The organism is Parasalinivibrio latis (assembly GCF_036825535.1).
Taxonomy (GTDB): Bacteria; Pseudomonadota; Gammaproteobacteria; order Enterobacterales; family Vibrionaceae; genus Parasalinivibrio; species Parasalinivibrio latis.
On sequence record NZ_CP098812.1, the window covers coordinates 1,632,889 to 1,658,748 of the forward strand.

The window sequence follows — 25,860 nt, forward strand, 5'->3', positions numbered from 1 at the left end:
GCGAGCACCAAGGCTCGCTTCTTCTCTGTTCATTGTGTTTTCCGCGGCGTTATTCGCCAATCAGAAACGCACGATCAACGTTCACAAATGCGACCAGCAGGCTCATCGCAGCCGCGTAGAATCCAAATGGGTCCCGTGAGGCAACGGCTGTCGAGAAGGTTGGCAGCCAGTTCATCAGCATTGAATCAATAAACTGGAGCTGTTCCTGCATCAGCGCTTCGCGCTCTTCTTCCGTTTCTTTCTGGTTGCTCATAACGATGAGGTTACCGAGGAAATCCAGCATCACCGCAGCGTGATCAAACGGTTCGTTGAAGTCCTTGCGCTGGGCGATACCAAAGCGTTGCATCCAGTCGCCCATTTCCTGCGCTGGCTTGTCATTAAGCAGGCCACTTTCGCCGACATAGATAGAGGCGTAAGGCAGGGCTCCTGTTTTTGGCGTGCTGAGGAAAAGGCCACAGAAATCAGCTGCCAGTTCCAGTTGGTTATCTTCGCGCTTTTCGAGTTTGTCCAACGCGTCACGGAATGCATTAACCGGGGCTTTGAGTTCCGGTGTCATTGCCAGGGCAGAGTAGTAGCTGACCATTTCGCCACCCAGATAGTTTTCCAGGTCTTTTGCGGTCAGTTCACGGGCAAGGAGTGAGGACATCCACCAGTAAAACTCGGCGCGCTGTTCGTTAATGGCAATAAACTCTTGCATGGTATCTCCTGGGATATCAAAACCGTTTAGCAAAGTATGTGCTACTGACTTTGGTAAACGATTCTGGCACAAGCTGAGTGATAAAGAAATTAAAGGAAATTTATTAAGGATTATTACAACTTATGAAAAGAAGGGTGGCAAAGCCACCCTTCTTTTTTCATCAAGAATCCATTGCAGGGAACAATGGGTTGATGTCGTGCAGTTCAATTGGGCCATCGAAACCGGTAACACCCGGGATCTTGCCAGTGAACTTCTCGATTTCTACCAGTGCAGTGTGGGCAGAAGTCGCCTGAGCCAGCTTGGAAGTACCCTTGTCCATAGTCAGAACGTTAGGGTCACCGAAAGTACAGATAGTACCCGGCTTTCCGCCTTCCAGTGGGCTGTACCATGCACCTTCGTGCAAGCGGCAAACACCGGCACTGTAGTCTTCAGTTACAACGGCACCGGCCAGTACCTGGCCACGCTCATTGAACACGCGAACGATGTCGCCAGACTTGATGCCACGTGCGTCTGCGTCAGCTTTGCTGATGTAGCAAGGCTCACGGTCTGCTACTGACCAGGTTGCGCGGTAGACAGTCGAAGAACACAGCTGCGAGTGCAGGCGGTTGTTCGGGTGACAGCTCTGCAGGTGGATTGGGAACTTCTCAGAACCTGGGCCACCGTGGCTGCGCTCTGCCTTTTCAAACCACATTGGGTGGCCCTGGCAGTCGTCGTAACCCATGTCAGCAATGGTCTTACAGTAGATCTCGATAAGGCCAGAAGCGGTGCCCAGTGGCTCCAGATCCGGTTCCTTACGGAATGATTCGTGACGAACCCAAGGTGAACCTTCAGGGAATGTGATATAGCCTTCGCCTTCCCAGAACTTCTTGAAGTTTGGCATGCGAACACCGATACCACGGCCTTGCAGGCGTGCACCGTTGTAGATTTCCTCAACCCATTCCATCTTTTCTTTACCACCGGTGAAGGCTTCTTCACGGTCGTAACGACGGCACAGTTCGCGGAAGATGTCGAAGTCATCTTTCGATTCGAACATAGGCTCGACGATCTTGCGCAGTGCGATAATACCCTTGTTAGAGTGGTTACCGAACTGTTCGATATCGTCACGCTCATAAGTGGTGGTTGCAGGCAGGACGATGTCTGCAAAGCGACAGGTCGCAGTCCACTGATGTTCAACACTTACCACGGTTTCCAGTTTGCGCCACGCTTTAATCATGCGGTTGCGGTCCTGGTGGTGGTGGAATGGGTTGTTACCGACGAAGATTGCCATCTTCATCTCTGGGAACTTGATCTTGTGACCGTTCCAGTCGATGGTTTGGCCAGGGTTCTCGATACAGTCAACGAAACGCGCTACCGGGATGTAGTTTGAGTAACCCTTGTAGCTGCCGTTGTGGATTGGATCCACACCGGTTACGCCGCTGAAGCCTGACATCAGAGGACCAGCAGAGGTGATGGTACCAGCATCGTTGTAGTGCCAGCCGAAGCCGAAGCCGCCGCCTGGCAGGCCGATTTGACCCAGCATTGCAGCCAGTACAACCAGCATCCAAGCATACTGCTCGCCGTGCTGCATACGCTGCAGACACCAGCCGCCGATGATCTGGGTGCGACCGCCTGCCATCTGGCGGGCAATGGCACGGATGTCTTCAGCAGGGATACCACAGATTTTCGCTGCCCACTCAGGCGTCTTCGCAACACCGTCGTTAGTACCCAGCAGGTATGGCAGGAACTTGTCGAAACCAGTGGTGTAGTCCTTCAGGAACTGCTGGTCGTAAAGCTTCTCGTCATACAGGGTGTATGCCAGAGCCAGCATCAGAGGAACGTCAGTCTGTGGGTTTACTGGAACCACGTCGCCGCCGAAGAACTTGGCTGATTCAGACTTCACAGGGTCAATGTGGTAGACCTTGATTTCGCCTTTCTTCACTTTTTCAGCCAGTTGCTGGTAGTAGCCGTATACGCTGTGGTCAGGTACCAGCCAGCCTACCTGCAGGTTCTTGATTGGGTCAGAACCCCAGATAACGATAGTCTTGGAGTGCTCCAGAACCAGTGGCCAAGAAGTTTGCTGTTCGTAAACTTCCATTGCGCCCGCTACGTATGGCAGTACAACCTGAGCCGCACCGGTAGAGTAGTCACCGGCTTTAGCCAGGAAAGTACCGTGCAGGCCAACTGCACGCATCATCATGGTGCCTGCAGAGTGCAGTTTACCTACTGACTGCCAGCCAGTGTGACCTGCGTACAGGGCGCTAGGGCCGTAAGTGTTCTGAACACGTTCCAGTTCGTGGTGGAAGAAGTCCAGAGCCTGTGACCAAGGCACACGTACAAAACGGTTATCACCGCGCTGGGTAGTGTCAGACTTCCAGCCGTGACGCAGCCAGTCAATACGTACCATTGGGTACTTAACACGTGCAGGGTTATAAACCACTTCACGCAGACCGTTCAGCATGGTGGTTGGGTGTGGATCCTGTTCAAAAGGAACAGTTTCAACCCAGATGCCATCTTTTACCTTAGCGCGGAATGCACCCCAGTGAGAGCCGGACAGGATCTCACCGTTAAAGGCTTCTTTGGCTTCGCCGGTAGCCGCCAGCGCAGAGCGTGGAGCCAGCAGGCTGGTGCCGATTACAGTGGCGGCACTGGCAGCCACCATACCGCTCAGGAAGCGACGGCGGGAGATGCCTTGTGGTTTGTTTTCTGTCGCCATAATTAAATCCTTATTTTGCAGAATCTTTTCAGGAGACGTGCCCTTGGACACGCCTCCGATAGTTCGCCTTTCTAATTGCCTGGAGGCGTTTAGCCCGATTAGTGTTTGCCTGCGCCGCCGGTATCTTTACCGTGGTTCTGCAGGTACTTGAGCAGGGTACGTTCTTCCGTTTTGCTCAGGCGGTAGTAGGCGCTCATTGCTTTCAGGCCTGAAATCCAGCCGTTAGCAGTGAAGTGAGCTGGGTCTGGAGCTGCATGACACGCGTTACAGGTAGATGCGTACATCTCTTCCGCGTAGTTCCAGATAGGCTGGATGTTTTCCAGCATGTGGTCTTTGGTGATCCATGCCTGAACTTCAATGTGGTTCCACTTGATGTCAGTAGCAGGGTCAACCTTGGACTCCAGCAGTTTTTCGTGTTCTTTAACGTCGCCACGGATAGTTGCCTTGAATACGCGCTTACCCATGTACTCAGTGATTACGCGGCCTTTACCGTTTGCTTCGAGCCAGCCGTCGATGCTGACTTTCAGCATGTCGCCTTTCTCTTCCAGTACAGTCACTTTAGAAGCAGGCAGCAGCTTGCCGTCTACTTTGCCGTTGGCATCATCAGTGAAGTACAGGTTCTTCTCGTTCAGGGAGTAGAGCGTCTTGGCATTCGCTGGTGGAACGGCAGCTTCTGCTTCCAGCTGTTGGAATGTCTTACGGTAGCCACCGGCCATGTTTGGCAGTTCGTGGGCAATACCCTTGTGACACTCGATACAGTTCATGTCAGCAGCAGCGGCTTTGTTCATTTCAAACGCAGCTTTGGCAGATTGCTTTTCATGGTCCATCGCCTCGTAAGAGTGGCAGCTCTTACAGGTTTTAGAGTTTTGGCTCTTCATGCGGTCCCAGACCTTCTGTGCCAACTCGAGGCGGTGTTCCTCAAACTTCTCTGGGGTATCAATTTTCCCGGTAACAAAGTGATGGTACAGGTCTTTCGCTGCTTCCATCTTGCGCATTACTTTTCCTGGGAAATCTTTTGGCTGGTGACAGTCAACACACTCAGCGCGAACGCCGGCAGCGTTCTTGAAGTGGATAGACTGGCTGTATTCCGCGTAGTTTTGCTGCATGGTGTGGCAAGACGTACAGAACTCAGTGGTTGAGAATACTTCAAACGTCTTGTGCATGGCGACAACACCACCCACGGCAACAGCGGCGCCAACCAGCACCAGTGCCAGGATCGAGTATTTGCTGCTCGGCTTGAGCAATTTTTTCCAAAGTTTTTTCATGGGACCGACATCCATAAAGTTTTGTTTAAAAACCAGGAACCCAGAGTGGGTAAAAGTTTTTTCTAGGCTTGGATGTTATTGATTTCATGTGAATAGGGTCACCATAGGTAATGAACAGACGAAAGAGAGTTATGACAAGTTATTAATAGGGTGGTAAAGTGTGAGGTGAAACACACTAAGATGATGAAAACATGAGCTATCACGTCCTCGTTGTAGAAGATGAAGTAGTTACCCGCGCTAAACTTGTGGGGTACTTTGAAAAAGAAGGTTACCGGGTAAGCCAGGCGGACAATGGTGAGCAAATGCGCGAGATTATGACGGCTGAAAAAGTCGATCTCGTGATGCTTGATATCAACCTGCCGGGTGAAGACGGGCTAATGCTGACGCGTGAACTGCGCAGCCGCTCGGAAGTAGGGATTATTCTGGTAACCGGACGCACGGATAGCATCGACCGTATCGTTGGCCTTGAAATGGGTGCAGACGACTACGTAACCAAACCTTTTGAATTACGTGAACTTTTGGTTCGCGTGAAAAACCTGTTGTGGCGTATGTCTCTGGTGAATAAAGCCCGGGATGTGGCGGAAGAAGAAGAAGCCAACGACCACGTAATTCGCTTTGGCGAATGGCAGTTTGATATCAATCGCCGTTCTTTGTCCCACAAGGGTACGCCGGTCAAACTGACCAAAGCGGAATACGAACTGCTGGTTGCTTTCTCTGCCAATTCAAATGTGGTACTGAGCCGCGACCGCATCCTGAATATGATCAGCCACCGCGTTGACGCGCCAAACGACCGTACTATCGACGTACTGATTCGTCGCCTCCGCGCCAAGATAGAGGTTGACCCTAAGAACCCTCAGGTATTTATCACCGTCCACGGTGAAGGCTATATGTTTGTCGGTGATTAACCCGGTAAGCATAAAGCTGAATGACAGAGCCGCCCACTGAGGCGGCTTTGTTGTTTTTGGGGCGCAAGGACATTGGCAGAACGTATTTGCTTACCAGGGTAAAAGCGCAAAAACTACATTGTCGCAATTCTTAGATATGCTCTTTTTCAAACTGACTAGAATGTGAAGGCGATACATTCATGGAGAGAAGTATGAAATTTAAATACACCATCATGTATGTTAAAGATGTTGGACTCACACTGTCTTTTTACGAGCAGGCATTTGGCTTGCAGCGAGCGTATCTGCATGAAAGCGGAATCTACGGGGAACTTGATACAGGCGAAACTAAGCTGGCATTTTCTTCACTTGATTTGATGGCCTCTCTTGGTAAGAACCCAAGCTCTGGCAATGCAGAGTCACCAAATTTCGAAATTGCCTTTGAAACAGATGATGTGGCAGGAAATTTAGCTCAAGCTGTCGATGCAGGTGCGGAGTTGGTTCAAGATGTTACTCATATGCCTTGGGGGCAAACCATTGCGTTTGTGCGTGATTTAAATGGTTATCTGATTGAGTTCTGTACTGCGATTGAAAGCACTTAAAGCGCTTTGTGACAGCATGACAAATTTAGCTGTTTAGTGAGAGTTTTCCTGGTCGGACGATGGGCGTAATGCTATGAGATTTTGATGTTATGTCGTTCGCAACCTATGCGTATTACCTACCTTGTTGTTGCCAGAATTGGTGCTTTAGTGACTTCCTTGATGCACGCAAATAGATGTTGACCCTAAAAAATCCCTCAGGTATTTATCACCGTCCACGGTGAAGGCTATATGTTTGTCGGTGATTAACCCGGTAAACGTAAAGCTGAATGACAGAGCCGCCCACTGAGGCGGCTTTGTTTTATTCAAAGAGAGATGTTACTGAAATTCATCACCATGATTTTCTTTCACTTTATGACCGCATTCAGTACAAACCACATAGCGATCAACCAAGTCTAAAGACGCCAGGACAGGGCTTGCCGACCCACTGAAAAAACCTTCCAGAAAAGCCTTAAATTTTTCTTTTCTGCTGTTTCCATACTTGGATGGTTTTTGCTTAATCAGTTCTTTATGAGGCGTCTCTTTACCGCACTTTTCGCAATATCTGATATCCATTATTTATAGCCTCGGATGAATGACATTAACGCTTACAAATTTACCTGTTTGAGGAGACTTACATACCTTGATGTTAATCACGGTTGACGTTGTACATTGACGAATAGGTGTTCACTGATATCCGGTGAGTTGGACTGATTTCAGTTAACTTCCTGACGACCTCGTTGAAGGTGTTTTCTTCACCAAATGCCTTTACCAGCTTTGTGTAACGCGTTGAGGATGAAAACAACACGTGGGCCAGTTGCTCGGAGGTAACCTCAAGACTTAGGGTTCCCTGATGTATATTCGCAGGGTGAAAACCTGCAATATCACTGAAGTTAATTGCGTGGTCATAATCTGACGGGACAGGGTTCATCGCTATGCCAAGCATGTCCATGAAATCCATAAGCAGCACCTCAAAGTCATAAACCAAAACCGTTGCGTTTTTGGCGCAAACCCGCTTGATTTCTTCAACCAGCGCTTCGGATTTTGCGTATGACAATGAACCGGCAAAAGTGATGATATCAACAGAGCCATTTTCAGCCGGGATGTTTTCGCCGGTTCCAACGCTATAGCTTATCCGGTCAGTTCCCAGCGTTTGTCCAATCATGGATTCACTTGGATCAACCCCCCGCACTGTCTGACAGTATTCACTCAAGGCGACAGTGGATACTCCCGTCCCGCACCCGACATCCACACCGACATGGAATGATGGCAAGGAAGACAGGTTAGCGTTCAGTATCATCTGATGGATCGGTGGGCGGTAGGCTGCGTAATGCTTTGATATTTCGGTGTTGTATTGTTCGCTCACTGTACGGATTCTCTGCTCTGTAGTTGCCAGGAGTAGCGCCTTATTATGCATATAAAACCCGTTGGTTAATTGGGCTTGAGTCGCATTCGGGTGGCAATAACATTTAAAAAATCAGGGGATTGAGGTGAGCGACGGAGCATGGAGATGGGGCATACCCGGCAAGCACCGGGTATGTTGGTTTGGGTATCGTTTCAGGCCGCCGCCTCAGTCAGGATACGGCTGGCAATTTCACGAAGCTTCGGCAGGGCGATTTCGCTGGTTTTTACAATCTCTTCCTGCTCGGAAAGGACGTTTTCCAGTATTTCATGGGTAGTCAGCGGGTTTGCAAGAACAACCCGGAACACAGATGAAATCTTGCGGTTCCACTTTTCCGGTGTCAGGCGGGTACGGGAGACAAAAGAGTGTCCACTCTCACGCTGACGCTTTTGAACGAACTCAGTGAGATCGTTAAGCAGATCCAGAATGGTTTCCCGGTCTTCTTCGGAAGCAACGTCCAGTGCCTTTTTGACGTCTTCCGGCACATAACGGTAGGTCAGCAGGCAAAGTTCCGGTTCGGTAACCAGCTCGAAGTTTTCACGCGCTTTAATCAACGCGGCAAAGTGTGCTGCTTTGTCGACGCTTTGGTCGATGAGCATCTCGTATCCCTTACGGCTGATAATATTAAGTGCCGCGTAGAGCAACATGGCCATGCCACTGCGTGAGCCTTCCAAGGTGTGGCTGCCGAGGTCTTTTGAACCTTTACGCAATATGTATTCTGCGTGGTGCTCAATGGCAGATGCCAGGGTAGGGTCTTTGAAGATGACCATACCGGCGCCCATTGGAATATAGAGCTGCTTATGGGCATCAATCGTTACCGAGTCAGCCCGCTCAATGCCAGCCAGCTTCTGGCGCTGGTTGTTGGACATCAGGCTGGCTCCGCCCCAGGCCGCATCGACGTGGAAATGGCAGCCTTCACGTTCGGCAATATCTGCCAGTGTGTTGAGCGGGTCGATATTTCCGGTTTCCGTGGTCCCGGCAACACCGACGATGGCAAATGGCTTGATATTCTGCGCCTTCAGCGCCGAGATTTTTTCCTCAAGCAGATCGGTGCGGATACGGTTGTTGTCATCCGTTGGAATGGCAATCAGGCAATCACGGCCGATCCCAAGCACGTCAGCAGCTTTTTTGAGCGAGTAATGCCCGCGTTCTGAGACCAAAACAGCGAGGCCGTCATAGCCATAATGCTTCATGGCGCGGAAGAAGCCTTCCTGGCCGATTCCTTTGAATTCACCATCCGGTTTCAGTAACTGATTCCGAGCTACCCACAGGGCGGTAATGTTGGCAACAGTCCCCCCGGAGCAGAATGCACCCAGCGAGTGATCCGCACTGTGCATCCAGTCGGTATACCAGCCAGCTTCTTTGCGGTAGATGAGGTTGTGCAACATACCCAGAACCTGGCGCTCCAGCGGGGTAAACGCCTTGGAGGTTTCAATCTTTACCAGGTTCTGGTTGAGGCTAATCATTATTTTTGACAACGGCATCAGGAAGTAAGGCAGAGCCGATGTCATATGCCCGATAAAACGTGGGGAAGAGGTGTGGACGGAATGCGCCACCAGTTTATCGAGCAGGAATTCGGTGTGGTCAGAGACGAAAGTGGGATCTTCAGGAATGATTGGGTTGCTGAAGTCTTTCTCGATTTCAGCCAACGGCTGCTCAACAGCGGCGATGTGCTGCTGGAGAAAATTATCGAGGTTCTGGGAAATTTCGTTTTCGATTCGGCTCAGGGTCGAATTCGGCGCTTCTGGTACCGTAAAAATGCGATGCAGGGTTTCCGGCGTCGCTTCGGCAGGTTTGGTGTAGTGTGCCTTTGCCATATCGTTGATTTCTAGTTCTCTATACCATTCTGCACGCGGGAATGTCGCTCACCGGGCAGAGAAGAGGGACAACATACCAGAATTGACGGCGAAAATCAGAATGGTTTTTTCTCTGGTGACTGAATTATTGTACCAATCAGAATGACCAAGGAATTATCCCAATTGGTATTAGTCAAAATCCGGGACAGGGATAGATAGAAGTCAGACCGGGTTGGTATACCCGGTCTGACTCAAGGGGATTCGGTAGGGAAATTACTTGCACTCAGTGTTGCTGACGTCCAATACCGCGGTGTTGTAACGGTTGAGCGCTTCCTGGATGGCATCCGGGTGGCTCAGGATATCAGCCAGTGCACTTCGCATATCATAGTTCCGGGCATGGGGCGTGCTCTGGCGGAAGTTAAACACTTCTGCCGCTTTTTCTGACAGCGGGCCTTCGGTCTGGCTGAGTGTCTTGATATCGTCCTGGCTCAGGTTTAGCCATCCTTCAACGGACGTATCGAGCTTCAATCTTCCCGGATCGTTTTCCAGGTAATAGTCAAAGGCCTCTTTATTAAACTCAAAGTGGTTTTTCCTGCCTTCGAGGAACCACTGGCTGACATCCTCAAGAGTGGCATCTTTCTCGACAGTGAGTTTTACCAGATCTTCATACCAGTTGATCGAAGCATCGACATACCCATGGTATTTTTCAGACAGACAAGCGTTATTCTGGGCAAATACAGATAACGGAAGTAGGGCTAACATAAGAGCCAAAGCACGGGTCATAACAGCTTCCTTTTAATGAAATTTCCATTCCTGACGGGGCAGGGAACAGGCTTATTTTAATTGTTCCTTATTTGTGATTATTGTAGGAGTAATGTGTCTTGAATGAAATGCCATATCGGTCTTTGAATGACCGATATGGATGCGTTAAAAGGAAAAGTGTGAGGTAGGTTAGTTCCGCACTGAGTAGATGGCTTTGGCGAGTTTCTCAGCTGCCTGTTCAGGGGTTTCCGTATCGCTCTGGAAGAATTGTGAAACCACATCAAAAACCGCATTTTGGACGTAACGCGTGCTGGCAAGGCCGTGAGACAGGCTTGGAACCAGCTGATTGGTTGCCGCCCCGCGCAAAAATGCGTTCATGGCATCGACTGAACACTGATCGAAGCCATTCAAATCCATATCTACCCGAACCGGGATCGAGCCCTTGTTCAGGTTAAACGTTCGCTGGAAAGCCGGGTCAAGAATGGCGCTTGCCAGCGCTTTTTGGGCATCCGTATCATCTTTGTTCTGGAGACTGAAAAACGCAAAACTGTCGATGTTGAACATAAAGGTGTTTTTCGTCCCCGGTGCCGGTGCGCAGAGATAATCTTTGCCCGGTTGTTTCCCTTCGGCTGCAAATTCCCCTTTTGCCCAGTCCCCCATCCATTGCATGGCAGCTTTGCCCTGAATGACCAAGTCTGTAGATTCGTTCCATTTCCGGCCGGCGGCCTCTGGGTCCATATACTTTTTCATTCGTTTAAACTGGCGGAATGCTTCTGCCATCTTAGGGCCGGAAAGCGTTTTCTCATCCAGTTGGACAAAGGCTTTTTCGTAATCCCTGGCACCCAGCACCGAAAGTGCAATCGCATCAAATATCGTGGCTTCCTGCCAAGCTTCATCACTGAGTGCCACGGCGATGTAACCGGCTTCCTGGAGCTTATCCGCGGTAGTGAAAAACTCATCAAGTGTTTGAGGGACAGTGACCCCGGCTTTTTTCATCACTTCCGGGTTTACCCATAGCCAGTTGACCCGGTGGATATTGAACGGGACAGCAACGTAGTGGCCATCATACTTCATGATATTGGCAACCTGGGAGGGCAGAAGCTGGTCCCAGCTTTCTTTCTGGGCAACATCGTCAAGGTTGGTCAAAAAGCCAAGGCGTCCCCATTCCCGGATATCCGGGCCTTTAATTTGTGCCGCAGAGGGAGGGTTTCCGGACATCGCCCGGGTGATCAGCACATTCATTGCGTTTTCACCGGCAAGACCGGCAACGGCGATGTCCTCCCAAGAGTGGCCCCTGGCTTTCAGGGCACTTTTCAGGGATTCAACGGATTTAGCTTCACCACCGGATGTCCACCAGTGCAGAACTTCAACATTACCGGCAGAGACTTGCTGGCAGTAGGCAAGTGCGAGGGAGAAACAAAGTGACTTAAGGGGGCTCATTTAAACAGTCTCGGGAGGCTGATATCGACACTAAGGCCACCTTCATCACGGTTGGAGAGAACAAGCTCGCCACCGTGGGCATGGATGATATTGCGGGCAATACCCAGTCCCAGTCCGGAACCTTCAGCGTCGGTGTTAATACGATAGTAAGGGGCAAATACCCGATTCAGGGACGTTTCGGGGATACCGGGGCCATCATCCTGAATGGAAATACGAATTTTATCATTGTCATCAAAGATATAGACTTCGACGTGCCCCCCGTGCAATACGGCATTGTCGATGAGGTTGCTGAGGCTGCGTTTGATGGCGAGCGGCTTGCACATCATTATCGCGTCTGTATCCGCGTTCAACCGGACGTTTTCGGTAGTGGCGTTATGGACTTCTGCAATGCTCTCAAGCAGGAGGTTGATGTCCACCTCCGCCAGGTTTTCGTGAATATCCGTGTCTTTTACCGTCTGCAATGCACCCTTTACCATGATTTCCAGCTCATCGAGATCTTTGTTGAACTTATCAATGGTTGTTTCGTCATCCAGCAGTTCTGCCCGGAGCCGCAGGCGGGTGATCGGGGTTTTCAGGTCATGGGAGATGGCACTGAATAAACTTTCCCTGTCTTTGATATAACGTTGAAGGCGCATCTGCATCCGGTTGAATGCCCGGGTTGCAGTGATGATTTCAGCCGCCCCTTCTTCTTTAATCGGTGGTTGGTCGATAGACATACTCAGCCGGTCCGCCGCTTCAGCCAAGTGGCGCAAAGGCTTGGTCTGGCGACGGATCAACATGCCAGTGAAGATTAACAGCAGGGCAGTAATGGCAGTAATGAATATTGCCTGTTCAACCGTAAACAGGTTGTCTTCCAGCGTGACATAAGGTGCCGGGAGCAAGCCTGCAATATAAAGCCATTCATTCTCAGCCAGTTGGATTTGCACTACCAGGATCGGTGGGTTCAGCGGCTGCAGTGTCAGGGTGTAATGTGCCCACGAGCGCGGTAAATCTGACAGCAGGATATTGTTGTTCAGAACGTGCAGCGTTTCCGGGCGGGAAAACTCAACATCGATAACCTTCAGGTTAGGCAGTTTCTGGTGAAGAACCTTGGATATGGTGTTGAGTGAGAGTGTTTTCAGCTCATTGTCCGGAATCGCATCGATGGTAATTTTCTCCTTGTTAAAGGAGACGAAAAAGCGGGCTCCACCCATATTGCGAAGTTGGTCCAGCGCAATATGGCGGTATTTCATCGGCAGTGATTCAAAGAACTTGGTGGTGGAAGCAAACATCTGCGCCATGGCATCAGAGGCGGATTTCAACCCCTCCATTTCCCTGTCCCGTGACTGGCTGAACCAGATTGATGTAGCAATGACCTGGGCCATCAAAACGGAAACCAGGGTTAACATAAGGGTGCGGGAGAGCAGGGAGCGAGGCCAGATAAAAGCGAACAGGCTTCTGGACGCTTTCTCCAGCGCATCCGGTGCGGGGCTGACATCCATGTCAGGCTTCATAGGTTATCTCGGCAATGAACAGGTAGCCGGTACCGCGCACCGTTTTGATAATTCGCGGCGATTTCCCGCTGTCTTTCAGGCGTTGCCTCAAGCGGCTGACCTGGACATCAATAGCGCGGTCATGGGGCTCTGCATCTTTACCTTTGAGCGCATTGGAAATGGCATTTCGGTCAAGCAGCTCCTGTGGGTGTTCCAAAAACAGCATCAGCAACGTGAAATCTGCCGGGGTCATATCCACTTCCAGGCCGGTTACCAGGTTGTTCAGGCGCATGGCAGCAGGGTCAACCCGCCATTGGTCGAACCGGATAGCCTTGGCTTTGGACGTTGTGGTTTGCTGGAGCTGTTCTGTACGCCGGAGCAGGGCACGGATCCGTGCGACAAGCTGACGGGGGCTGAATGGCTTCGCAACGTAGTCATCCGCGCCGAGTTCCAGGCCAATGATCTGGTCGGTTTCATCGGATACCGCGGTGAGCATGATGATAGGAACGTTTGATGTACGGCGGACTTCCTTACACAAGGTAAAGCCGTCATCACCCGGCAGCATGATATCCAGAAGGATAAGGTCCGGGTATTGGCTTGCCACCTTGGTGCGCATTTCATTACCGTCACGAGCCGTGGTGACGTCGTATCCTGCTTTGGTCAGGTATTCCTGTAGCAGTTCACGGATTTCCACATCATCGTCTACGACCAAAATACGTTTTGCGGCTGACATCAAACCAACACCTTGTCTCAATGCAATTTTTCAATCTTCTATTATCCAAAAGTCCGGCGGGAAAGGCCAGATTCTCAATGTTTCGGCGTAAAGAAAGTGCTTGAATGTCGTTTATTTGAGCGAGGCTCTGCATCCAAAGTGAATAGAATCCGGCAAAGCAGGGCTGCAACGGCCAGTTACTTTTTATCTATATAAAAAAGCGGAGGCACCCGGCCTCCGCTTTGCTCGTGACAGTGGGGTTAACTTTCTGAATGCATCGCTTTGTTAATGCACCAGTACGCACCGCCCCAGGTGATGCCGAAACCGATCAGCATCATGATAATGGCTCCGAAAGTCATATTACGCTCCTTCTGCAGCAGGCTTGGATGCCGTATTGACTACAATTCCCACTACCAGCATGGCGCCAACAAGGCCCCAGCCAAGCAGCATTAACTCTTCCTGGGCATAGCCGCCATATCCGTCAGCCAGTGTATTGAGCAGGTTGGTAGTCGTGATAACCGCCAGCATGACAGGGCTGAGGAACCGGATACAAAGCTCAAACCAGTTACCGACAGAAAATTCAGACAACTTGTTGGCATGTTCGCGGATATCAGACAGCTTCACCAGCCAGCCGACAATCACCAGCTCAATCAGGCAAGAAGCAAGCAGCGCCACGTTGTTGATGAAGTAGTCGACCAGATCAAGCAGCAACAGGCCGCCGTTGGTCGCGAACGCCATTGAGACCGCAAAACCGATACCGCAAACCACAGAAGCTGCGGCCTTACGGGTCAGTTTCAACTTGTCCATCAGTGCTGATGTGACCGCTTCGATGATCGAAATATGGGAGCTTAAACCGGCTACAACTAACGCCAGGAAGAACAGCGGCCCCAGGATGTAGGGGATAGGCAATAAATTAATAGCCGCAGGCAAGGTGACGAAGGCAAGGCCGACACCGGCTCCGGCAACATCTGTTACCGCTTTACCCTGTTCCGCAGCCATATATCCCAGGATAGAGAAGATCAGTACACCGGCAGTCATTGAAAAACCGCAGTTGATCAGTACGGTCATGCAGGCATTGTTGTTGATGTCAGACTTCTCCGGCAGGTAGCTGGAGTAGGCGAGCATAATGGCGAAACCGACAGACAAGGTGAAGAAGATCTGGCCGTATGCGGCTGACCATACCTTAGGATCCGCAAGCTTACTGAAGTCTGGGGTAAAGAGGTAATTGAGGCCTTCAACAGCACCCGGCAGGAACAGCACACGGCCAATCAGCGCCAGTACCATGATAAACAGCAGTGGCATCATGATCTTGCTTGCACGCTCAATCCCGCCTTTGATCCCGCTGAATACGGCTGCAAAGGTAATAGCCCAGGCAATAGCCATCGGAATCGCGATTTGCGATTGCCAGCTCCCGAGATTGGTTGGGGAATTGTCTCCAAGTTGCAGGTACTCAGAGAAGAAGAACGCTTTGGTGTCCGCTCCCCAGCTTTGGGTAAAGGAGAAGCTAAGGTAGGAGATAGCCCAGCCGATCACCGCAACGTAGTAAACCGCAATCACCGCAGCAATCAAGACCTGGAACCAGCCCAGCCATTCAAACTTGGTGTTTAATTTGGAGAATACGACCGGCGACGAACCGCGCATTTTATGACCGAGCGTAAACTCCAGAATCATAAAAGGAATACCGGCGGTGATCATGGCAAAAAGGTAAGGGATAAGGAATGCCCCGCCGCCGTTTTCATAAGCCATATAGGGGAAACGCCAGATGTTTCCCAACCCTATTGCTGACCCGACAGCAGCGAGTATAAACCCGGCCCGGGTGCCCCATTGTTCGCGTTTCATGATTACTCCTTAGAAAGCTCTGTCTATCCCTATGAAACGGATTAAAGACGATGTAGCGAAGTTGTGTTTGATGTATGTGTTTGTGTTGCCGGGATTCGCAAAACATATGACTAATCACGGCGATAAGAGGAGGCTAACCTTTGGGAAATGTGAAATCAATAGAGGAAGATTGTGTAAAAGTGGTGTCTTTGTGGTTAATGATGCTGGTAAAGAGTGTTTGTATGAGTAAAGTCCGGAATTATCGCACTGAAAGACCGATGTATATTCCAATATTATTATCTTAACCAGTTAATCATCATTATTTTATATTTCATCAATTTGACTGTTTTTTAGACAGTAAACGCGCCGGCACGAAAAGCAGGGTGCTGACGGTTAAATACGTCGGTGTTGTTTCACTAAAAGATAATAAAAACAATAAAATAAAATGATTTGTGGTTTTTTGATTGAAATATCATCACTGAAGTCATTTGAAAGTAGCGCATTGATAACCCATAAGAATATCTGACATTTTTGCATTTCAAATCATTACATTTCCGAATAGCTTGGTAATTCTAAATATTAATTATTTGTAAAATGGTGGTGAATAATCCTGTACTGTAGATTTGTTCCTGACAAGGCACGGAAGACACATGAAAAATGCCGCAATGGGTGTACAAATAGTGTGATGATTACGAGAACTTAGTCATATGAATGACTGGCATATCTTGTAATACCTCCTTACAAGCGTTATTAATGTGTTAATGATTCGTAAGGAGTACAGGTCATGGATTCAAACCTTCGTCTTGCACTGTTAACGACTGTATTCACTCTGGCAATGATTTTGACTTACGGATTGGTCGCAATCATTTACAGCTAGAGTGTTACCCCCGAAATGCCTTAATATCCTGATAACCCATACGGGTTTTGTGATTAAGGAGTTGAGGTGGCAGTTGTTCCTCAAAATATCAATACGACCCTCGGACATGCATCTCCGGGGGATTCGATTTTGCGGCGGTTTTCTGGACGCAAAGCGCAGATAGCAGTTTCCACTCAGGGTGGAGGGCAGAGGGGTATTTTCACTGCCGGCGTATTCGACAGTTTTATCCGGGCCGGATTTGATCCTTTCTCTCTCTATTTTGGTACATCCGCCGGGGCGCTCAACATCTCCTCGTTCCTTGCGCGTCAGCATGGTTACGGTTACCAATTCATCCACGAAATCACAACGTCTCCCCGTTTTTTCCACTTAATAAAATACCTTCGTCGCCAGCAATATATGGATTTGGACTGGGCGCTTGAAAAGGGGCTTGGCCATCCTTCCAATCCCCTTGATATTGAATCAGCACGAGCAACTTTGTCCGGCAGTGGGCGGCGAGCTTATGCCGCAGTAACAGACACCTATACTCTGAAAGATGATTACCTTCCGTTGCTCGACGGTGACTGGATGTCAACGCTCAAGGCAACGTGCGCGATTCCCTTTTTGTATTCCGGGCCGGTCAAGGTTGGTGACAAGCATTACATAGACGGTGGCGTGAGTGCCGCGATTCCGGTGAAAGAGGCCTACTACCGCGGCGCTGATATTGTCGTGGTCATCCGGACAGAGCCGGTAGAAGCCAGCGAGGGCATTGGGGTTGCATTGCTCGAAAACTGGCGGGAAAAAATTGAGGATAAACTGCCGGATTACCTGGCGCGTCTCAACCTGACAGACCGCCTTAACAAGTTGCAGGGTTTTCATGATGAAATGTCACACCGCCTGTCAAACATCCGGCAACTGACGGAAAAGCGCCCGGTACAGGACGATGAGGGTTTTCTGTCCCGCCTTAGAGACGTACTGCCAAACCGAATTAAAGCCAACGGCGAGCGCTGGCTGTTTGGTGGCCAGCAGATTTACCGGCTCCAGGCAATAACCGGGCAGTCTTTGAGTGCGGATATGATGAACATGCTTGTGCATCATTACCAAAGCTACCACGATATTGAATCATTCATTGCCGACCCGCCTTCGCGTGTCCATATCCTGCAGATTGCACCGGAAAAACCGCTGGAGAGTAAAGCGCTCCTCAGCACGCAAGAAGAACTGGACAATGATTACCAGGCGGGAGTGGAAGCAGGGCACAGATTCCTCCGCCAGTACGCGGAATTGCTGACAGCTGTAACAAATACAGTGAGTTAGCACATTAATTAGTTACTTCCTCGTCAGGTTTGGCTTTATACTTTTTCCTATAGAAGGTAATTACCGAGGCGAAAGTGACAGAACTGGAAAGGATGCAAAAAGGGTTACCGTTCAAGCCCAAGGATGAGGAACTGAAATCCATTCACCATGCTGCCCGCCGGTTGTGCCGGGACCTCCAGGCCCAGGATCCCGCCGATGAAGCCGCAGTGGATGTGATTGTCACAAAGCTGTTTTCTTCCAGGGGAAGGCAGGTCATTGTGGAAGCGCCGTTTATCTGTGAATACGGCATCAACATCGACTTGGGCGACAATGTCCTGATCCACCCCAATTGCACCATCCTCGACAGTGCCCATGTGACCATTGGCAGCAATGTCGTGATTGGCCCCTGTACCGGTATTTATACCGCCGTCCATGACCTGCTTCCCCGAGATATTGATATGGGGGAGTCGCTGATAGCCTCCCCGGTGATCATCGGAAGCAATGTTGTGATCGGCGGAAACAGTGTAATTCGATCCGGCGTATCCATTGGGGAGGGGGCCGTTATTGAAGCCGGGTCTGTGGTGAATGCTGATGTTGAGCCGTTTGCGGTTGTGTCAGGCCATCCAGCCACTGTCCAGCGACGCTTGTCTTAGGCAAAATGCCTGCAATCAGGGCGGAATTCACAGGTTAAATGCGCCCTAAATTTCCCAACTTTTGAAAGTCTTAGTAATGCAACCCTGATCTGGCGTTAACCTTGTTAAAGTTTTTGAGGTCTTTCCTCGGAGGCGATACCCATGATGACAACGTTTCGTTGGACACCCGGTTTACCTTTCTTTTTCGCCGTCCTGTTTGGATTGCTAGTGGCAATGCCTGCGCCAGCGGCAACGATGCCTCAGTTGCAACAACAGGTTGATAAGTTTTGCCAGAAAATCCGCCAATGTACGTTTGCCGAAATGGAGGGAAAGCCATTTGATGAGTCTACCCGAAAGTTTGCCGAGCAAATGGTGAACAACATTTGTGCGGACATGAAAGCGGAGTTTGCAGACTCAGCCAAAACCGGTGAGGTGGTCACAGCGGCACATGGCTGTATCAAGAGTATGAATGCGCTTCCGTGTAATAAAATCGACTCTTATACGCCAGAGTGCGAAGCCGCCCACAAGCTGGTGGACGGTGTGGGGCGGTAAGGGGGAAGTCGACAACTAGTTCTTAAGTTCACTGTGGGACAATTTCAAGTTAGAGTCACTACTCAAAGCTATCTATTTCGGATAAAGAGAATTTGGGCAAAGTCAAGTGGTACTAACTATCACAGCCAGCACCAACTATTTAACTCCATAAATCAGCAATATTGATATCATCACTATCGGGCCTACTACCATGGGACATCTCATGGAATTGAACAACCATTGGGATATCGAATGATGTTCCTGTAATTATCGCACAACCTTTTGAAAGGTTGGGAATCATTTGGCGTGAGAGATCATCAAGTGAGCTTATTGTATTTTCCAATAGCTTAAGGTCACGATCATTTACTAAGCGATGAATAAAAAAGTTGTGTAGTTGAGACATAATTGTAGGTGAGATGTCTGCCGGTCTTTGGCTTGACAACGTTAGGAAAAAGCCAAATTTACGACCTTCTTTGATAATTTCCTCAAACAACTCCAAACGATAGTCCTTCCAACTCTCACTCTCACGATTCGATTGGGTCGAAAGTATGTTATGAGCCTCATCAATTATCATGTGGAATGTTTGCTCTGGGGGGCTTTGGTTCATTACCTTTTGCTTATGCGCACTGTAATAAAACTTAGCAAGCAAAAGTGGTAAAACCTTCTTAATTTCTTGGTTAGTTTTTCGAAGGGATATCACTGACAGTAGCAGGTTTGCTGGCTGTTCCTCTACGACTTCAAACACACGGTCTAGTGCTGTTAATGACGCTTCCACCCTTTTTAGTAGAGGTTGGATATGGTCGAACTGAACGTAACCACTAACAAGGTCAGAAAGAAGTTGAGTGTTGATCCTCAGCTTTAACTCGCTGAATGGTGATAACGATCTAATGTTGATGCTTTCAACATCTTGCTCGCAATTCACTCTATAAGTGTTGTCATTGTCACCCCCATTTAAGTAATTTGGGAATGTTTTATTTGGGAAATACAGTACGCCATCTTTGCTATGCCAAGCCATTTCTCTAATTGTTTGGCTTAGACCTTGAGAATCAATGATCTTTGCTATTTCACCTATCAACTCTGCAAACTCTTTCTTTTGTGAGGTACTGGTAAGTGCTCGCTTTATAGTTTTCTTAACGTACGTCTCTAAGCTATTGGGATTGTCTTTGAACTTATCTCGCCCAGAAACTATCCGCTTTAAGAATGGCTTCTGAGTATTCTCAGTAGCTTTAAATAGGATGCCGAATAACTCTTCATCCCAGAATATATCGCTAGTTAGCGGAAACTTATCACCATCATCATTGCGAGTATCTAGCTGGTATACCTTCTTGTTAGCACCTTTTGGTATTAGCTGGTTATTTGTGTACTCACCATTAAAGTCAATAATGATAAAGTGACTTTTGTTTTTGAAATTTTCCAGCTTATTCCGAAATAACGTTGTGTAAATATTAGTCAGCGTATTAGATTTTCCACTACCAGTATTACCGAAAACTCCAATATGAGTATTGAATAGCTTTGCCCAAGGTAGCGATACAGGTATTTCCTCAGTAAGAGTTTCACCAACAATGAAATGGTCATCTGGCTTTCCAAAAATCGATTTAACCTGTGTATCGCTCATTAGATAGGCGATGTCACGGATCATTGGCAGATGTTTTATCCCTTCATGGAATTCATCAAACTGAAAATAGCCGATTGGAACTAACTCAACCTTGCGGATGTAGCAGTCACTCTCTTCGTCCTTTAATCGTTCGTCGAGATATTCTCCTTGAACTCTGGCTACGATATCTTTGAAGCCACGACGAATTAGAATGAACTCTTGGATCGATACACCATTGAATTTTTCACCGTTGTAGAAAAGTGTCTCTTTGTTGGACTCTTCGTATAGTTCAACGATGATGTTTGTGCCTTTAACGGAGATTACTTCTCCGATTTCGATACTCATTGGTCACCGCCAATTCTCTCAGGCATCTGAATTACGTTTTCATCTGTACTTTCTTTTGAACTAGTTTTACTTGATTTAAGAACAGTGAAATACTCATCGTTTAATTGCTTGAAGTCTAAGGCGTGCTCCTCAGAGAAGATGTATTTTACATTAGGATATTGACCAAATATTTCTTCCATCCAATCTTTCGTCGACTTGCAGTAGCACACTACATACATTGTCAGTGATGGATTTGAGAGTGCTCGCTGAACAAGACTAAGGATATGCTCATCAGCAAATGAAAATCCAAAGGTGATGAGTACTGATTGTGGCCGTTCAAGTTCATAGCTTAGGTGGCGAAGGATCTGGTAATAAGCTTCTTCAAACACCGTTTCGTGAAACTTCCACTTCGTAGGATTAACGATCGGCATCTTGTCATAAGCAGACCAAAATTCATCCGCTCGCAATTTAGATAGATCGTCATGTTCTTCAATGACTGCATCTAAGTCAGCGAGTGTTTTCTCTTCATTGTAAAGAATATCTCTGCATTCATCTAAAATCTGAGTTTCTTCTTCGTTAAATTCAAAGATGTAATTGCTATCCCCATAATTAAGTTCGATATCACCTGTGCCATTCTTAGTCCAATGAACTGAACCATGAGCATGCAGTAAGTTTATTTGAGGAAGATATTGGTCGTAACGATCTAGCAGACCTTTATTAACTACGCGATTGTTAAAGTTTCTTGTATGGAATGTTCGAGTTTGAAAGCCTGTACTACCATCGTTTACTTGAAACTGAGCCCTTTTGGCAGCCATTAACTCTTCACTAGCGATCTCGAGGCAATTATCGTAGTTGGTAGTGAAAATGTTTGCTCGCTTGGCTGATGGTTTCTGTTTATTCAGAACTTGAATCAAAGTAGTGATGAACCGCTTATACTCAGTGATAACACTCTCTGTCTTCGGCAATCTAGAGGGGTTTGGCGGTGGAGTTGGTAACCCAGGCTTGATGCACTCACGGTAGTACAACATGAATAGCATTGTTGTTATTTCTTTATCGTCTTCATAGTGCTTTGCTAGCGTCTCGAAGGTGTGCTTCTTACCGTTTTCGTCTTTGATTTTTAGTGCGAGCGTTGGTAGAAACCCAACTGAAGCACCAGCACCGAGAAGAAAGTTCAGATTGTGATCGTAGATTTGATGTATATTGAATTCAGCAGCCATTTGAAATCCATACTTCAGAATAAGTCATGTCGATATATAGTCTGGTAATCCCGACTTCTTAAACCAACCCTGTAATGGCTAGCAATTATACGCTAACTTACTGTTCTTACGAAGTAAACTCGTTGCATTCTGATGAATAAAGCAATCAGTTTATTCAACTCTTAATCCAGTGTTAATTAAGGGTATAGAAACCGTTATACTAATACACATCGACCGAACTCAAGGTGGTAAGCTACTAGCATTCAAGACACCTTCCTTGTATGAAAATAATTGAGTCAAATACCACCCTAGTGGGAGCATCTAGGATAGGTTTTGCATCTATCCTATCCATTAGGCCATGTATGGGAAAATGACTAAGCGAAATTGTAAAAGAGCTTTAGCTCTATCAAGAAAAGGGGCATAACTAAGCCAGAGCAATCCGACGGCTCTAATAAAACCCCAAATCGAAATCTGCCAGATTGCCCCTGACCAATCCAATTCACCCCTCAACCAACCCCTCTCGCATCGCGTATGAGACCATTTCGGCGGTCGATTTCGCTTCCAGCTTGTGTTTGATGTTTTGGCGGTGGGTTTCTACGGTTCGGACGCTGATATCCAGTTCCTGGCCGATTTTTTTGCTGCTTTTTCCCTGGGCGACCATTGTGAGTATGGTAATTTCCCGGCGGCTAAGCAGGGGTTTGCGTTGCTTTTCTGCTGCCTGTTCTTCGGTTGCATTGAACAGTGCTTGGCTGGCGGCGCTGCAAAAATAGGTTGCACCCTGGTAGACGGTTTCAATGGCCTTTACCATTTCGTCGGCCGAGACTTCTTTCAGGATGTAGCCGGACGCACCGGCCCGCATTACCTTCATAATGTATTCCCGGCTGTCGTGCATGGTGAGCATCAACACCCGGGTATCAGGGCATTCCAGTTTGAACCTTTCTGTTGCCTCTATTCCGTTGAGAAGGGGCATACTGATATCCATCAGCACGACATCCGGTTTCAGTGATTTGGCCAGTTCAAGGGCTTCAAGGCCGTTGCTGGCTGTGCCGACAACCTGGATGTTGCCTTCGTTTTCGAGCCTTGCCATAAAGCCTTCGAGTACAACCCGGTGATCATCAGCCAGAAGAATGCGAATTGTCGCCATTAGTGGGTCTCCCTGAAAAATCGTTTTAAATCTAACAGCACGACGATTTCGGTGCCGTGACCAATGTCGGAACTGATTTCGAGGTCACCGCCGATAAATTCGACCCGCTCCCGCATATTCCTAAGGCCAATGCCTTTTCCTTTCAAGGCTTCGCCAACCCTGAAGCCTTTGCCGTTATCCCGGATAATCAGCTGCAGCCGATCAGCAAGTTGAGCAAGCTCAAGCTCAACTTGGTTGGAAGCTGAGTGTTTTTCAATGTTGACCAGTGATTCCTGAACCACCCGGTAGAGGGTGGTCACTACTTCCGTCGGCAGCGGGGTATTGATATCGCCGAGCGTCCGGTTAACCCGGATGGTGGTAGAGGCTGAGAAGTCCTCGATCAGGCTGCTCAGTGCGGCAACAAGGCCTATATCATCCAACGCGCTGGGGCGCAGGTTGTGCGAAATGGCCCGGATCTCGCTGATAGCCATCATCAGCGAGTTTTCACCTTTTGTGAGATGGTCAGATGCTCTGTCCCTGTCGCCTTTACGCATATTACTGCCAAGCAACTCCATATGGCATTTGGCGGAAATCAGCAATTGGTTCACGCCGTCATGCAGTTCGCGGGCGAGGTGTTTTTTCTCGTCCTCCTGCATCATGACGGTTTTATGGGCTAACTCCCGGATGCGGTCATCCGCCAGACGGTGTTCATGGAGGTTCACGGCAAGTGCGATAGCAATCATCACAAAAACGGCCACCGAGAGCAGTACCCCGATCGTCAGGAGAGTGGTGTCGATGTTTTTCTGGATAGAGTTTTCAACTTCGGCAACCCGCTGGTCGATATCTTCGATATAGAGACCGGTACCCAGCATCCAGCTCCATTTTGGCAGCCAGGAGGCATAACTCAGTTTGGAGACCACTTCATCGGTTGAAGGCTTATGCCAGAGGTACTGGTGGAAACCGCCGCCTGCCTGCGCAGCGTTAAGCAATTTTTGGATAAGGAAATTGCCGTTGCTGTCCATCAGGTTGATAAGGTTCTGGCCCTGCAAGTCGGGCAGGGTCGGATGGACAAGGTTGGTACCCGTTTCATCGTAAACAAAGAAATAGCCGTCATCACCGAACTCAAGCTGGCGGAGGATTGCCTTTACCTGCTCCTGCGCTACCGGGTCATCTTCTGAAGCCTGGTTGTAAATATGCTCAATACTGCCTAGGGCGATGGAAAGGTGGTCTTTCAGTGCTTGCTCTTTTGCAGCGAGCAGGCTGTTGCGGAAGGTCTCAACTTCTTTCTGACCGAGGGTTTTCGTCTGGTCAATCGTGATCCACCCAATGGCAACGCTGATAAGCACCAGGGGGAAAAGAGTAAGAAGAATGATTTTAAGTTTCAGTGACATCCGGCCAGCTCGTTGAATCACATCCATATGATTTGGCCTTATGTTATCAGTCTCTTAATTATTGAAACAAACCATGGCGCACAGAGTGTGCGCCATGTGGTTTTTGGCGTGGTGATTAGGTTCAGGCCAGTCCGTAAAATCCGGGGAACAGCAGGATGGATACCAACACACCTATCTGGATGCAGATAAAGGGCATCACACCACGGTAAATATCGCGGGTCGTCACGCCATCCGGCGCCACACCTTTTAGGTAGAACAGGCTGAACCCGAACGGTGGCGTCAGGAATGACGTTTGCAGGTTCATGGCAACAAGGATGGCAAACCACACCATGTTGATACCCATCATTTCCGCAACCGGCGCAAGGATTGGTACGATGATGAAACAGATTTCCACGAAGTCGATAAAGAAACCGAGCAGCAGGATCACCAGCATGGTGATAACCAGGAAGCCCCATTTTTCACCCGGCAGCGCCATCATCCACTCTTCCACCAGGTAGTCGCCGCCAGTGTAGGTGAACGCCATGGAAAATGCGGTTGCACCCAGCAGGATACCGAACACCATTGCCGTGACCTTTACCGTTTCATAGGCACTGTCATAGAGCATTTTCCAACTGAACTGGCGGTAAGCGAGAGAAAGAAACACCGCGCCGACACCACCAAGGGCAGCGGACTCTGTCGGCGTGGCGATACCGGCAAAAATAGAGCCGAGAACAACGATAATCAGTGCCAGGGGAGGGATAACTGCCTTAAGTGCTTCGATGACTTCATCCTTGCGGGATTGGTCATCGTTGCGCTCCATTGCGCGGGCGGATTCCGGGTTTCGCCATGCGAAGTAAAGGATGTAGAGAATGTAAGCGCCAACGAGGATCAGACCCGGCCAGATAGCCGCCTGGAAAAGGTCGCCAACCGGAATGCCAAGCACATCGCCCAACAGGATAAGAACAATGGACGGCGGGATGATCTGGCCCAGTGTACCGGATGCGCAGATGGTGCCGCAGGCGAGCCCTTTGTCATACCGGTATTTGAGCATCACAGGCAGGGAAATAAGCCCCATGGCTACCACGGATGCACCCACCACGCCGGTGGATGCTGCAAGCAGGCAGCCAACCAACACCGTTGAAATGGCAAGGCCGCCGCGCACGCCACCGAACAGGCGTCCCATAGATTCAAGCAACTGTTCTGCAAGGCGGGTTTTCTGTAACACCAGACCCATAAAGACAAAAAGAGGAACCGCCATCAATACCGTGTTCTGCATGATGCTCATGACACGGTAAGGCATAAAGGCAAACATTTCCGGGCCTTCTGCCCAGACCCCGAACAGGAGGGCAATACCACCAAAAGTGAAGGCAACCGGGAAACCAAGCAGCAGGGCAAACAGCGCCACTGCGAACATAATGATACCAACCAC

General features: G+C 49.0%; 23 protein-coding genes. 6 read left to right on the forward strand and 17 right to left on the reverse strand.

The annotated features are described in order from the left end of the window. Positions 1 to 49: 49 nt before the first annotated feature. From torD to torC, 3 genes are all read right to left on the reverse strand, one after another. Entirely contained in the window at positions 50 to 697 is a 648-nt protein-coding gene (torD, locus tag NF212_RS07810) for a molecular chaperone TorD (protein WP_434360374.1), read from the reverse strand. 160 nt (positions 698 to 857) lie between these two features. Then, positions 858 to 3,389, reverse strand: coding sequence for a trimethylamine-N-oxide reductase TorA (gene torA / locus NF212_RS07815; RefSeq protein WP_434360376.1), 2,532 nt, complete (start codon positions 3,387 to 3,389; stop codon positions 858 to 860). Positions 3,390 to 3,487: 98 nt separating this feature from the next. After that, entirely contained in the window at positions 3,488 to 4,654 is a 1,167-nt protein-coding gene (gene torC / locus NF212_RS07820; RefSeq protein ID WP_434360378.1) for a pentaheme c-type cytochrome TorC, read from the reverse strand. A gap of 191 nt (positions 4,655 to 4,845) precedes the next feature. On the opposite strand from torC, the gene torR reads away from it, so the two are divergent. Together torR and NF212_RS07830 are read left to right on the forward strand one after the other, a co-directional pair. Beyond that, on the forward strand, positions 4,846 to 5,559 hold the full coding sequence (gene torR, locus NF212_RS07825; protein WP_054673788.1) for a two-component system response regulator TorR: 714 nt from the start codon (positions 4,846 to 4,848) through the stop codon (positions 5,557 to 5,559). Positions 5,560 to 5,750: 191 nt separating this feature from the next. Then, entirely contained in the window at positions 5,751 to 6,137 is a 387-nt protein-coding gene (locus NF212_RS07830) for a VOC family protein (RefSeq protein ID WP_434360381.1), read from the forward strand. A 315-nt stretch (positions 6,138 to 6,452) separates the two neighbouring features. On the opposite strand, the gene NF212_RS07835 is transcribed toward NF212_RS07830, so the two are convergent. From NF212_RS07835 to NF212_RS07875, 9 genes are all read right to left on the reverse strand, one after another. Continuing rightward, positions 6,453 to 6,689 carry a hypothetical protein gene (locus NF212_RS07835; protein WP_434360383.1) on the reverse strand — a complete coding sequence of 79 codons (237 nt, stop codon included), beginning with the start codon at positions 6,687 to 6,689 and terminating at the stop codon, positions 6,453 to 6,455. Positions 6,690 to 6,762: 73 nt separating this feature from the next. Next, positions 6,763 to 7,530, reverse strand: coding sequence for a class I SAM-dependent methyltransferase (locus tag NF212_RS07840; protein ID WP_434360385.1), 768 nt, complete (start codon positions 7,528 to 7,530; stop codon positions 6,763 to 6,765). A gap of 140 nt (positions 7,531 to 7,670) precedes the next feature. After that, a complete protein-coding gene (gene panP, locus NF212_RS07845) occupies positions 7,671 to 9,332 on the reverse strand; it encodes a pyridoxal-dependent aspartate 1-decarboxylase PanP (protein ID WP_434360387.1) in 1,662 nt (553 codons plus the stop codon). 252 nt (positions 9,333 to 9,584) lie between these two features. Beyond that, on the reverse strand, positions 9,585 to 10,094 hold the full coding sequence (locus tag NF212_RS07850) for a hypothetical protein (RefSeq protein ID WP_434360389.1): 510 nt from the start codon (positions 10,092 to 10,094) through the stop codon (positions 9,585 to 9,587). A gap of 168 nt (positions 10,095 to 10,262) precedes the next feature. Continuing rightward, positions 10,263 to 11,513, reverse strand: a complete 1,251-nt coding sequence (locus NF212_RS07855; RefSeq protein ID WP_434360391.1) for an ABC transporter substrate-binding protein — start codon at positions 11,511 to 11,513, stop codon at positions 10,263 to 10,265. Beyond that, positions 11,510 to 12,994 carry an ATP-binding protein gene (locus NF212_RS07860; RefSeq protein WP_434360853.1) on the reverse strand — a complete coding sequence of 495 codons (1,485 nt, stop codon included), beginning with the start codon at positions 12,992 to 12,994 and terminating at the stop codon, positions 11,510 to 11,512. Before NF212_RS07860 ends, NF212_RS07855 begins: the two co-directional genes overlap by 4 nt. A 1-nt stretch (position 12,995) precedes the next feature. Beyond that, positions 12,996 to 13,718, reverse strand: a complete 723-nt coding sequence (locus NF212_RS07865; protein ID WP_054675247.1) for a response regulator — start codon at positions 13,716 to 13,718, stop codon at positions 12,996 to 12,998. Positions 13,719 to 13,957: 239 nt separating this feature from the next. Beyond that, entirely contained in the window at positions 13,958 to 14,056 is a 99-nt protein-coding gene (locus tag NF212_RS07870; RefSeq protein WP_157235320.1) for a MetS family NSS transporter small subunit, read from the reverse strand. A gap of 1 nt (position 14,057) precedes the next feature. Beyond that, the gene (locus NF212_RS07875; protein ID WP_434360394.1) at positions 14,058 to 15,536 is read right to left on the reverse strand and encodes a sodium-dependent transporter; all 1,479 of its coding nucleotides are present in this window, start codon (positions 15,534 to 15,536) and stop codon (positions 14,058 to 14,060) included. Between the two features lie 763 nt (positions 15,537 to 16,299). Here NF212_RS07875 and NF212_RS07880 point away from each other — a divergent pair. The 4 genes from NF212_RS07880 to NF212_RS07895 all read left to right on the forward strand — a co-directional run bounded on the left by NF212_RS07880 (position 16,300) and on the right by NF212_RS07895 (position 18,845). Continuing rightward, positions 16,300 to 16,392: a YnhF family membrane protein gene (locus tag NF212_RS07880; RefSeq protein WP_157235322.1), complete on the forward strand. Its 93-nt coding sequence runs from the start codon at positions 16,300 to 16,302 to the stop codon at positions 16,390 to 16,392. Between the two features lie 66 nt (positions 16,393 to 16,458). Continuing rightward, positions 16,459 to 17,682, forward strand: a complete 1,224-nt coding sequence (locus tag NF212_RS07885; RefSeq protein WP_434360396.1) for a patatin-like phospholipase family protein — start codon at positions 16,459 to 16,461, stop codon at positions 17,680 to 17,682. Between the two features lie 74 nt (positions 17,683 to 17,756). Next, on the forward strand, positions 17,757 to 18,314 hold the full coding sequence (locus NF212_RS07890; RefSeq protein WP_434360398.1) for a DapH/DapD/GlmU-related protein: 558 nt from the start codon (positions 17,757 to 17,759) through the stop codon (positions 18,312 to 18,314). Between the two features lie 141 nt (positions 18,315 to 18,455). Continuing rightward, a complete protein-coding gene (locus NF212_RS07895) occupies positions 18,456 to 18,845 on the forward strand; it encodes a hypothetical protein (protein ID WP_434360400.1) in 390 nt (129 codons plus the stop codon). A 139-nt stretch (positions 18,846 to 18,984) separates the two neighbouring features. Here NF212_RS07895 and NF212_RS07900 read toward each other — a convergent pair whose 3' ends face one another. From NF212_RS07900 to NF212_RS07920, 5 genes are all read right to left on the reverse strand, one after another. After that, positions 18,985 to 20,763, reverse strand: a complete 1,779-nt coding sequence (locus tag NF212_RS07900) for an ATP-binding protein (RefSeq protein ID WP_434360402.1) — start codon at positions 20,761 to 20,763, stop codon at positions 18,985 to 18,987. Then, positions 20,760 to 21,959: a hypothetical protein gene (locus tag NF212_RS07905; protein WP_434360404.1), complete on the reverse strand. Its 1,200-nt coding sequence runs from the start codon at positions 21,957 to 21,959 to the stop codon at positions 20,760 to 20,762. The genes NF212_RS07900 and NF212_RS07905 overlap by 4 nt, the downstream gene beginning before the upstream one ends. A gap of 478 nt (positions 21,960 to 22,437) precedes the next feature. Then, the gene (locus NF212_RS07910) at positions 22,438 to 23,082 is read right to left on the reverse strand and encodes a response regulator transcription factor (RefSeq protein ID WP_434360406.1); all 645 of its coding nucleotides are present in this window, start codon (positions 23,080 to 23,082) and stop codon (positions 22,438 to 22,440) included. Then, a complete protein-coding gene (locus NF212_RS07915) occupies positions 23,082 to 24,452 on the reverse strand; it encodes a cache domain-containing protein (protein WP_434360854.1) in 1,371 nt (456 codons plus the stop codon). The genes NF212_RS07910 and NF212_RS07915 overlap by 1 nt, the downstream gene beginning before the upstream one ends. Positions 24,453 to 24,573: 121 nt before the next feature. Next, complete coding sequence (locus NF212_RS07920) at positions 24,574 to 25,860, reverse strand: TRAP transporter large permease (protein WP_434360408.1); 1,287 nt, start codon at positions 25,858 to 25,860, stop codon at positions 24,574 to 24,576.

Coding starts and splice junctions, on each gene's coding strand:
- torD (WP_434360374.1), bottom strand. CDS start 697: ATGCAAGAGTTTATTGCCATTAACGAACAGCGCGCCGAGTTTTACTGG.
- torA (WP_434360376.1), bottom strand. CDS start 3,389: ATGGCGACAGAAAACAAACCACAAGGCATCTCCCGCCGTCGCTTCCTG.
- torC (WP_434360378.1), bottom strand. CDS start 4,654: ATGAAAAAACTTTGGAAAAAATTGCTCAAGCCGAGCAGCAAATACTCG.
- torR (WP_054673788.1), top strand. CDS start 4,846: ATGAGCTATCACGTCCTCGTTGTAGAAGATGAAGTAGTTACCCGCGCT.
- NF212_RS07830 (WP_434360381.1), top strand. CDS start 5,751: ATGAAATTTAAATACACCATCATGTATGTTAAAGATGTTGGACTCACA.
- NF212_RS07835 (WP_434360383.1), bottom strand. CDS start 6,689: ATGGATATCAGATATTGCGAAAAGTGCGGTAAAGAGACGCCTCATAAA.
- NF212_RS07840 (WP_434360385.1), bottom strand. CDS start 7,530: ATGCATAATAAGGCGCTACTCCTGGCAACTACAGAGCAGAGAATCCGT.
- panP (WP_434360387.1), bottom strand. CDS start 9,332: ATGGCAAAGGCACACTACACCAAACCTGCCGAAGCGACGCCGGAAACC.
- NF212_RS07850 (WP_434360389.1), bottom strand. CDS start 10,094: ATGACCCGTGCTTTGGCTCTTATGTTAGCCCTACTTCCGTTATCTGTA.
- NF212_RS07855 (WP_434360391.1), bottom strand. CDS start 11,513: ATGAGCCCCCTTAAGTCACTTTGTTTCTCCCTCGCACTTGCCTACTGC.
- NF212_RS07860 (WP_434360853.1), bottom strand. CDS start 12,994: ATGGATGTCAGCCCCGCACCGGATGCGCTGGAGAAAGCGTCCAGAAGC.
- NF212_RS07865 (WP_054675247.1), bottom strand. CDS start 13,718: ATGTCAGCCGCAAAACGTATTTTGGTCGTAGACGATGATGTGGAAATC.
- NF212_RS07870 (WP_157235320.1), bottom strand. CDS start 14,056: ATGACTTTCGGAGCCATTATCATGATGCTGATCGGTTTCGGCATCACC.
- NF212_RS07875 (WP_434360394.1), bottom strand. CDS start 15,536: ATGAAACGCGAACAATGGGGCACCCGGGCCGGGTTTATACTCGCTGCT.
- NF212_RS07880 (WP_157235322.1), top strand. CDS start 16,300: ATGGATTCAAACCTTCGTCTTGCACTGTTAACGACTGTATTCACTCTG.
- NF212_RS07895 (WP_434360400.1), top strand. CDS start 18,456: ATGATGACAACGTTTCGTTGGACACCCGGTTTACCTTTCTTTTTCGCC.
- NF212_RS07900 (WP_434360402.1), bottom strand. CDS start 20,763: ATGAGTATCGAAATCGGAGAAGTAATCTCCGTTAAAGGCACAAACATC.
- NF212_RS07905 (WP_434360404.1), bottom strand. CDS start 21,959: ATGGCTGCTGAATTCAATATACATCAAATCTACGATCACAATCTGAAC.
- NF212_RS07910 (WP_434360406.1), bottom strand. CDS start 23,082: ATGGCGACAATTCGCATTCTTCTGGCTGATGATCACCGGGTTGTACTC.
- NF212_RS07915 (WP_434360854.1), bottom strand. CDS start 24,452: ATGTCACTGAAACTTAAAATCATTCTTCTTACTCTTTTCCCCCTGGTG.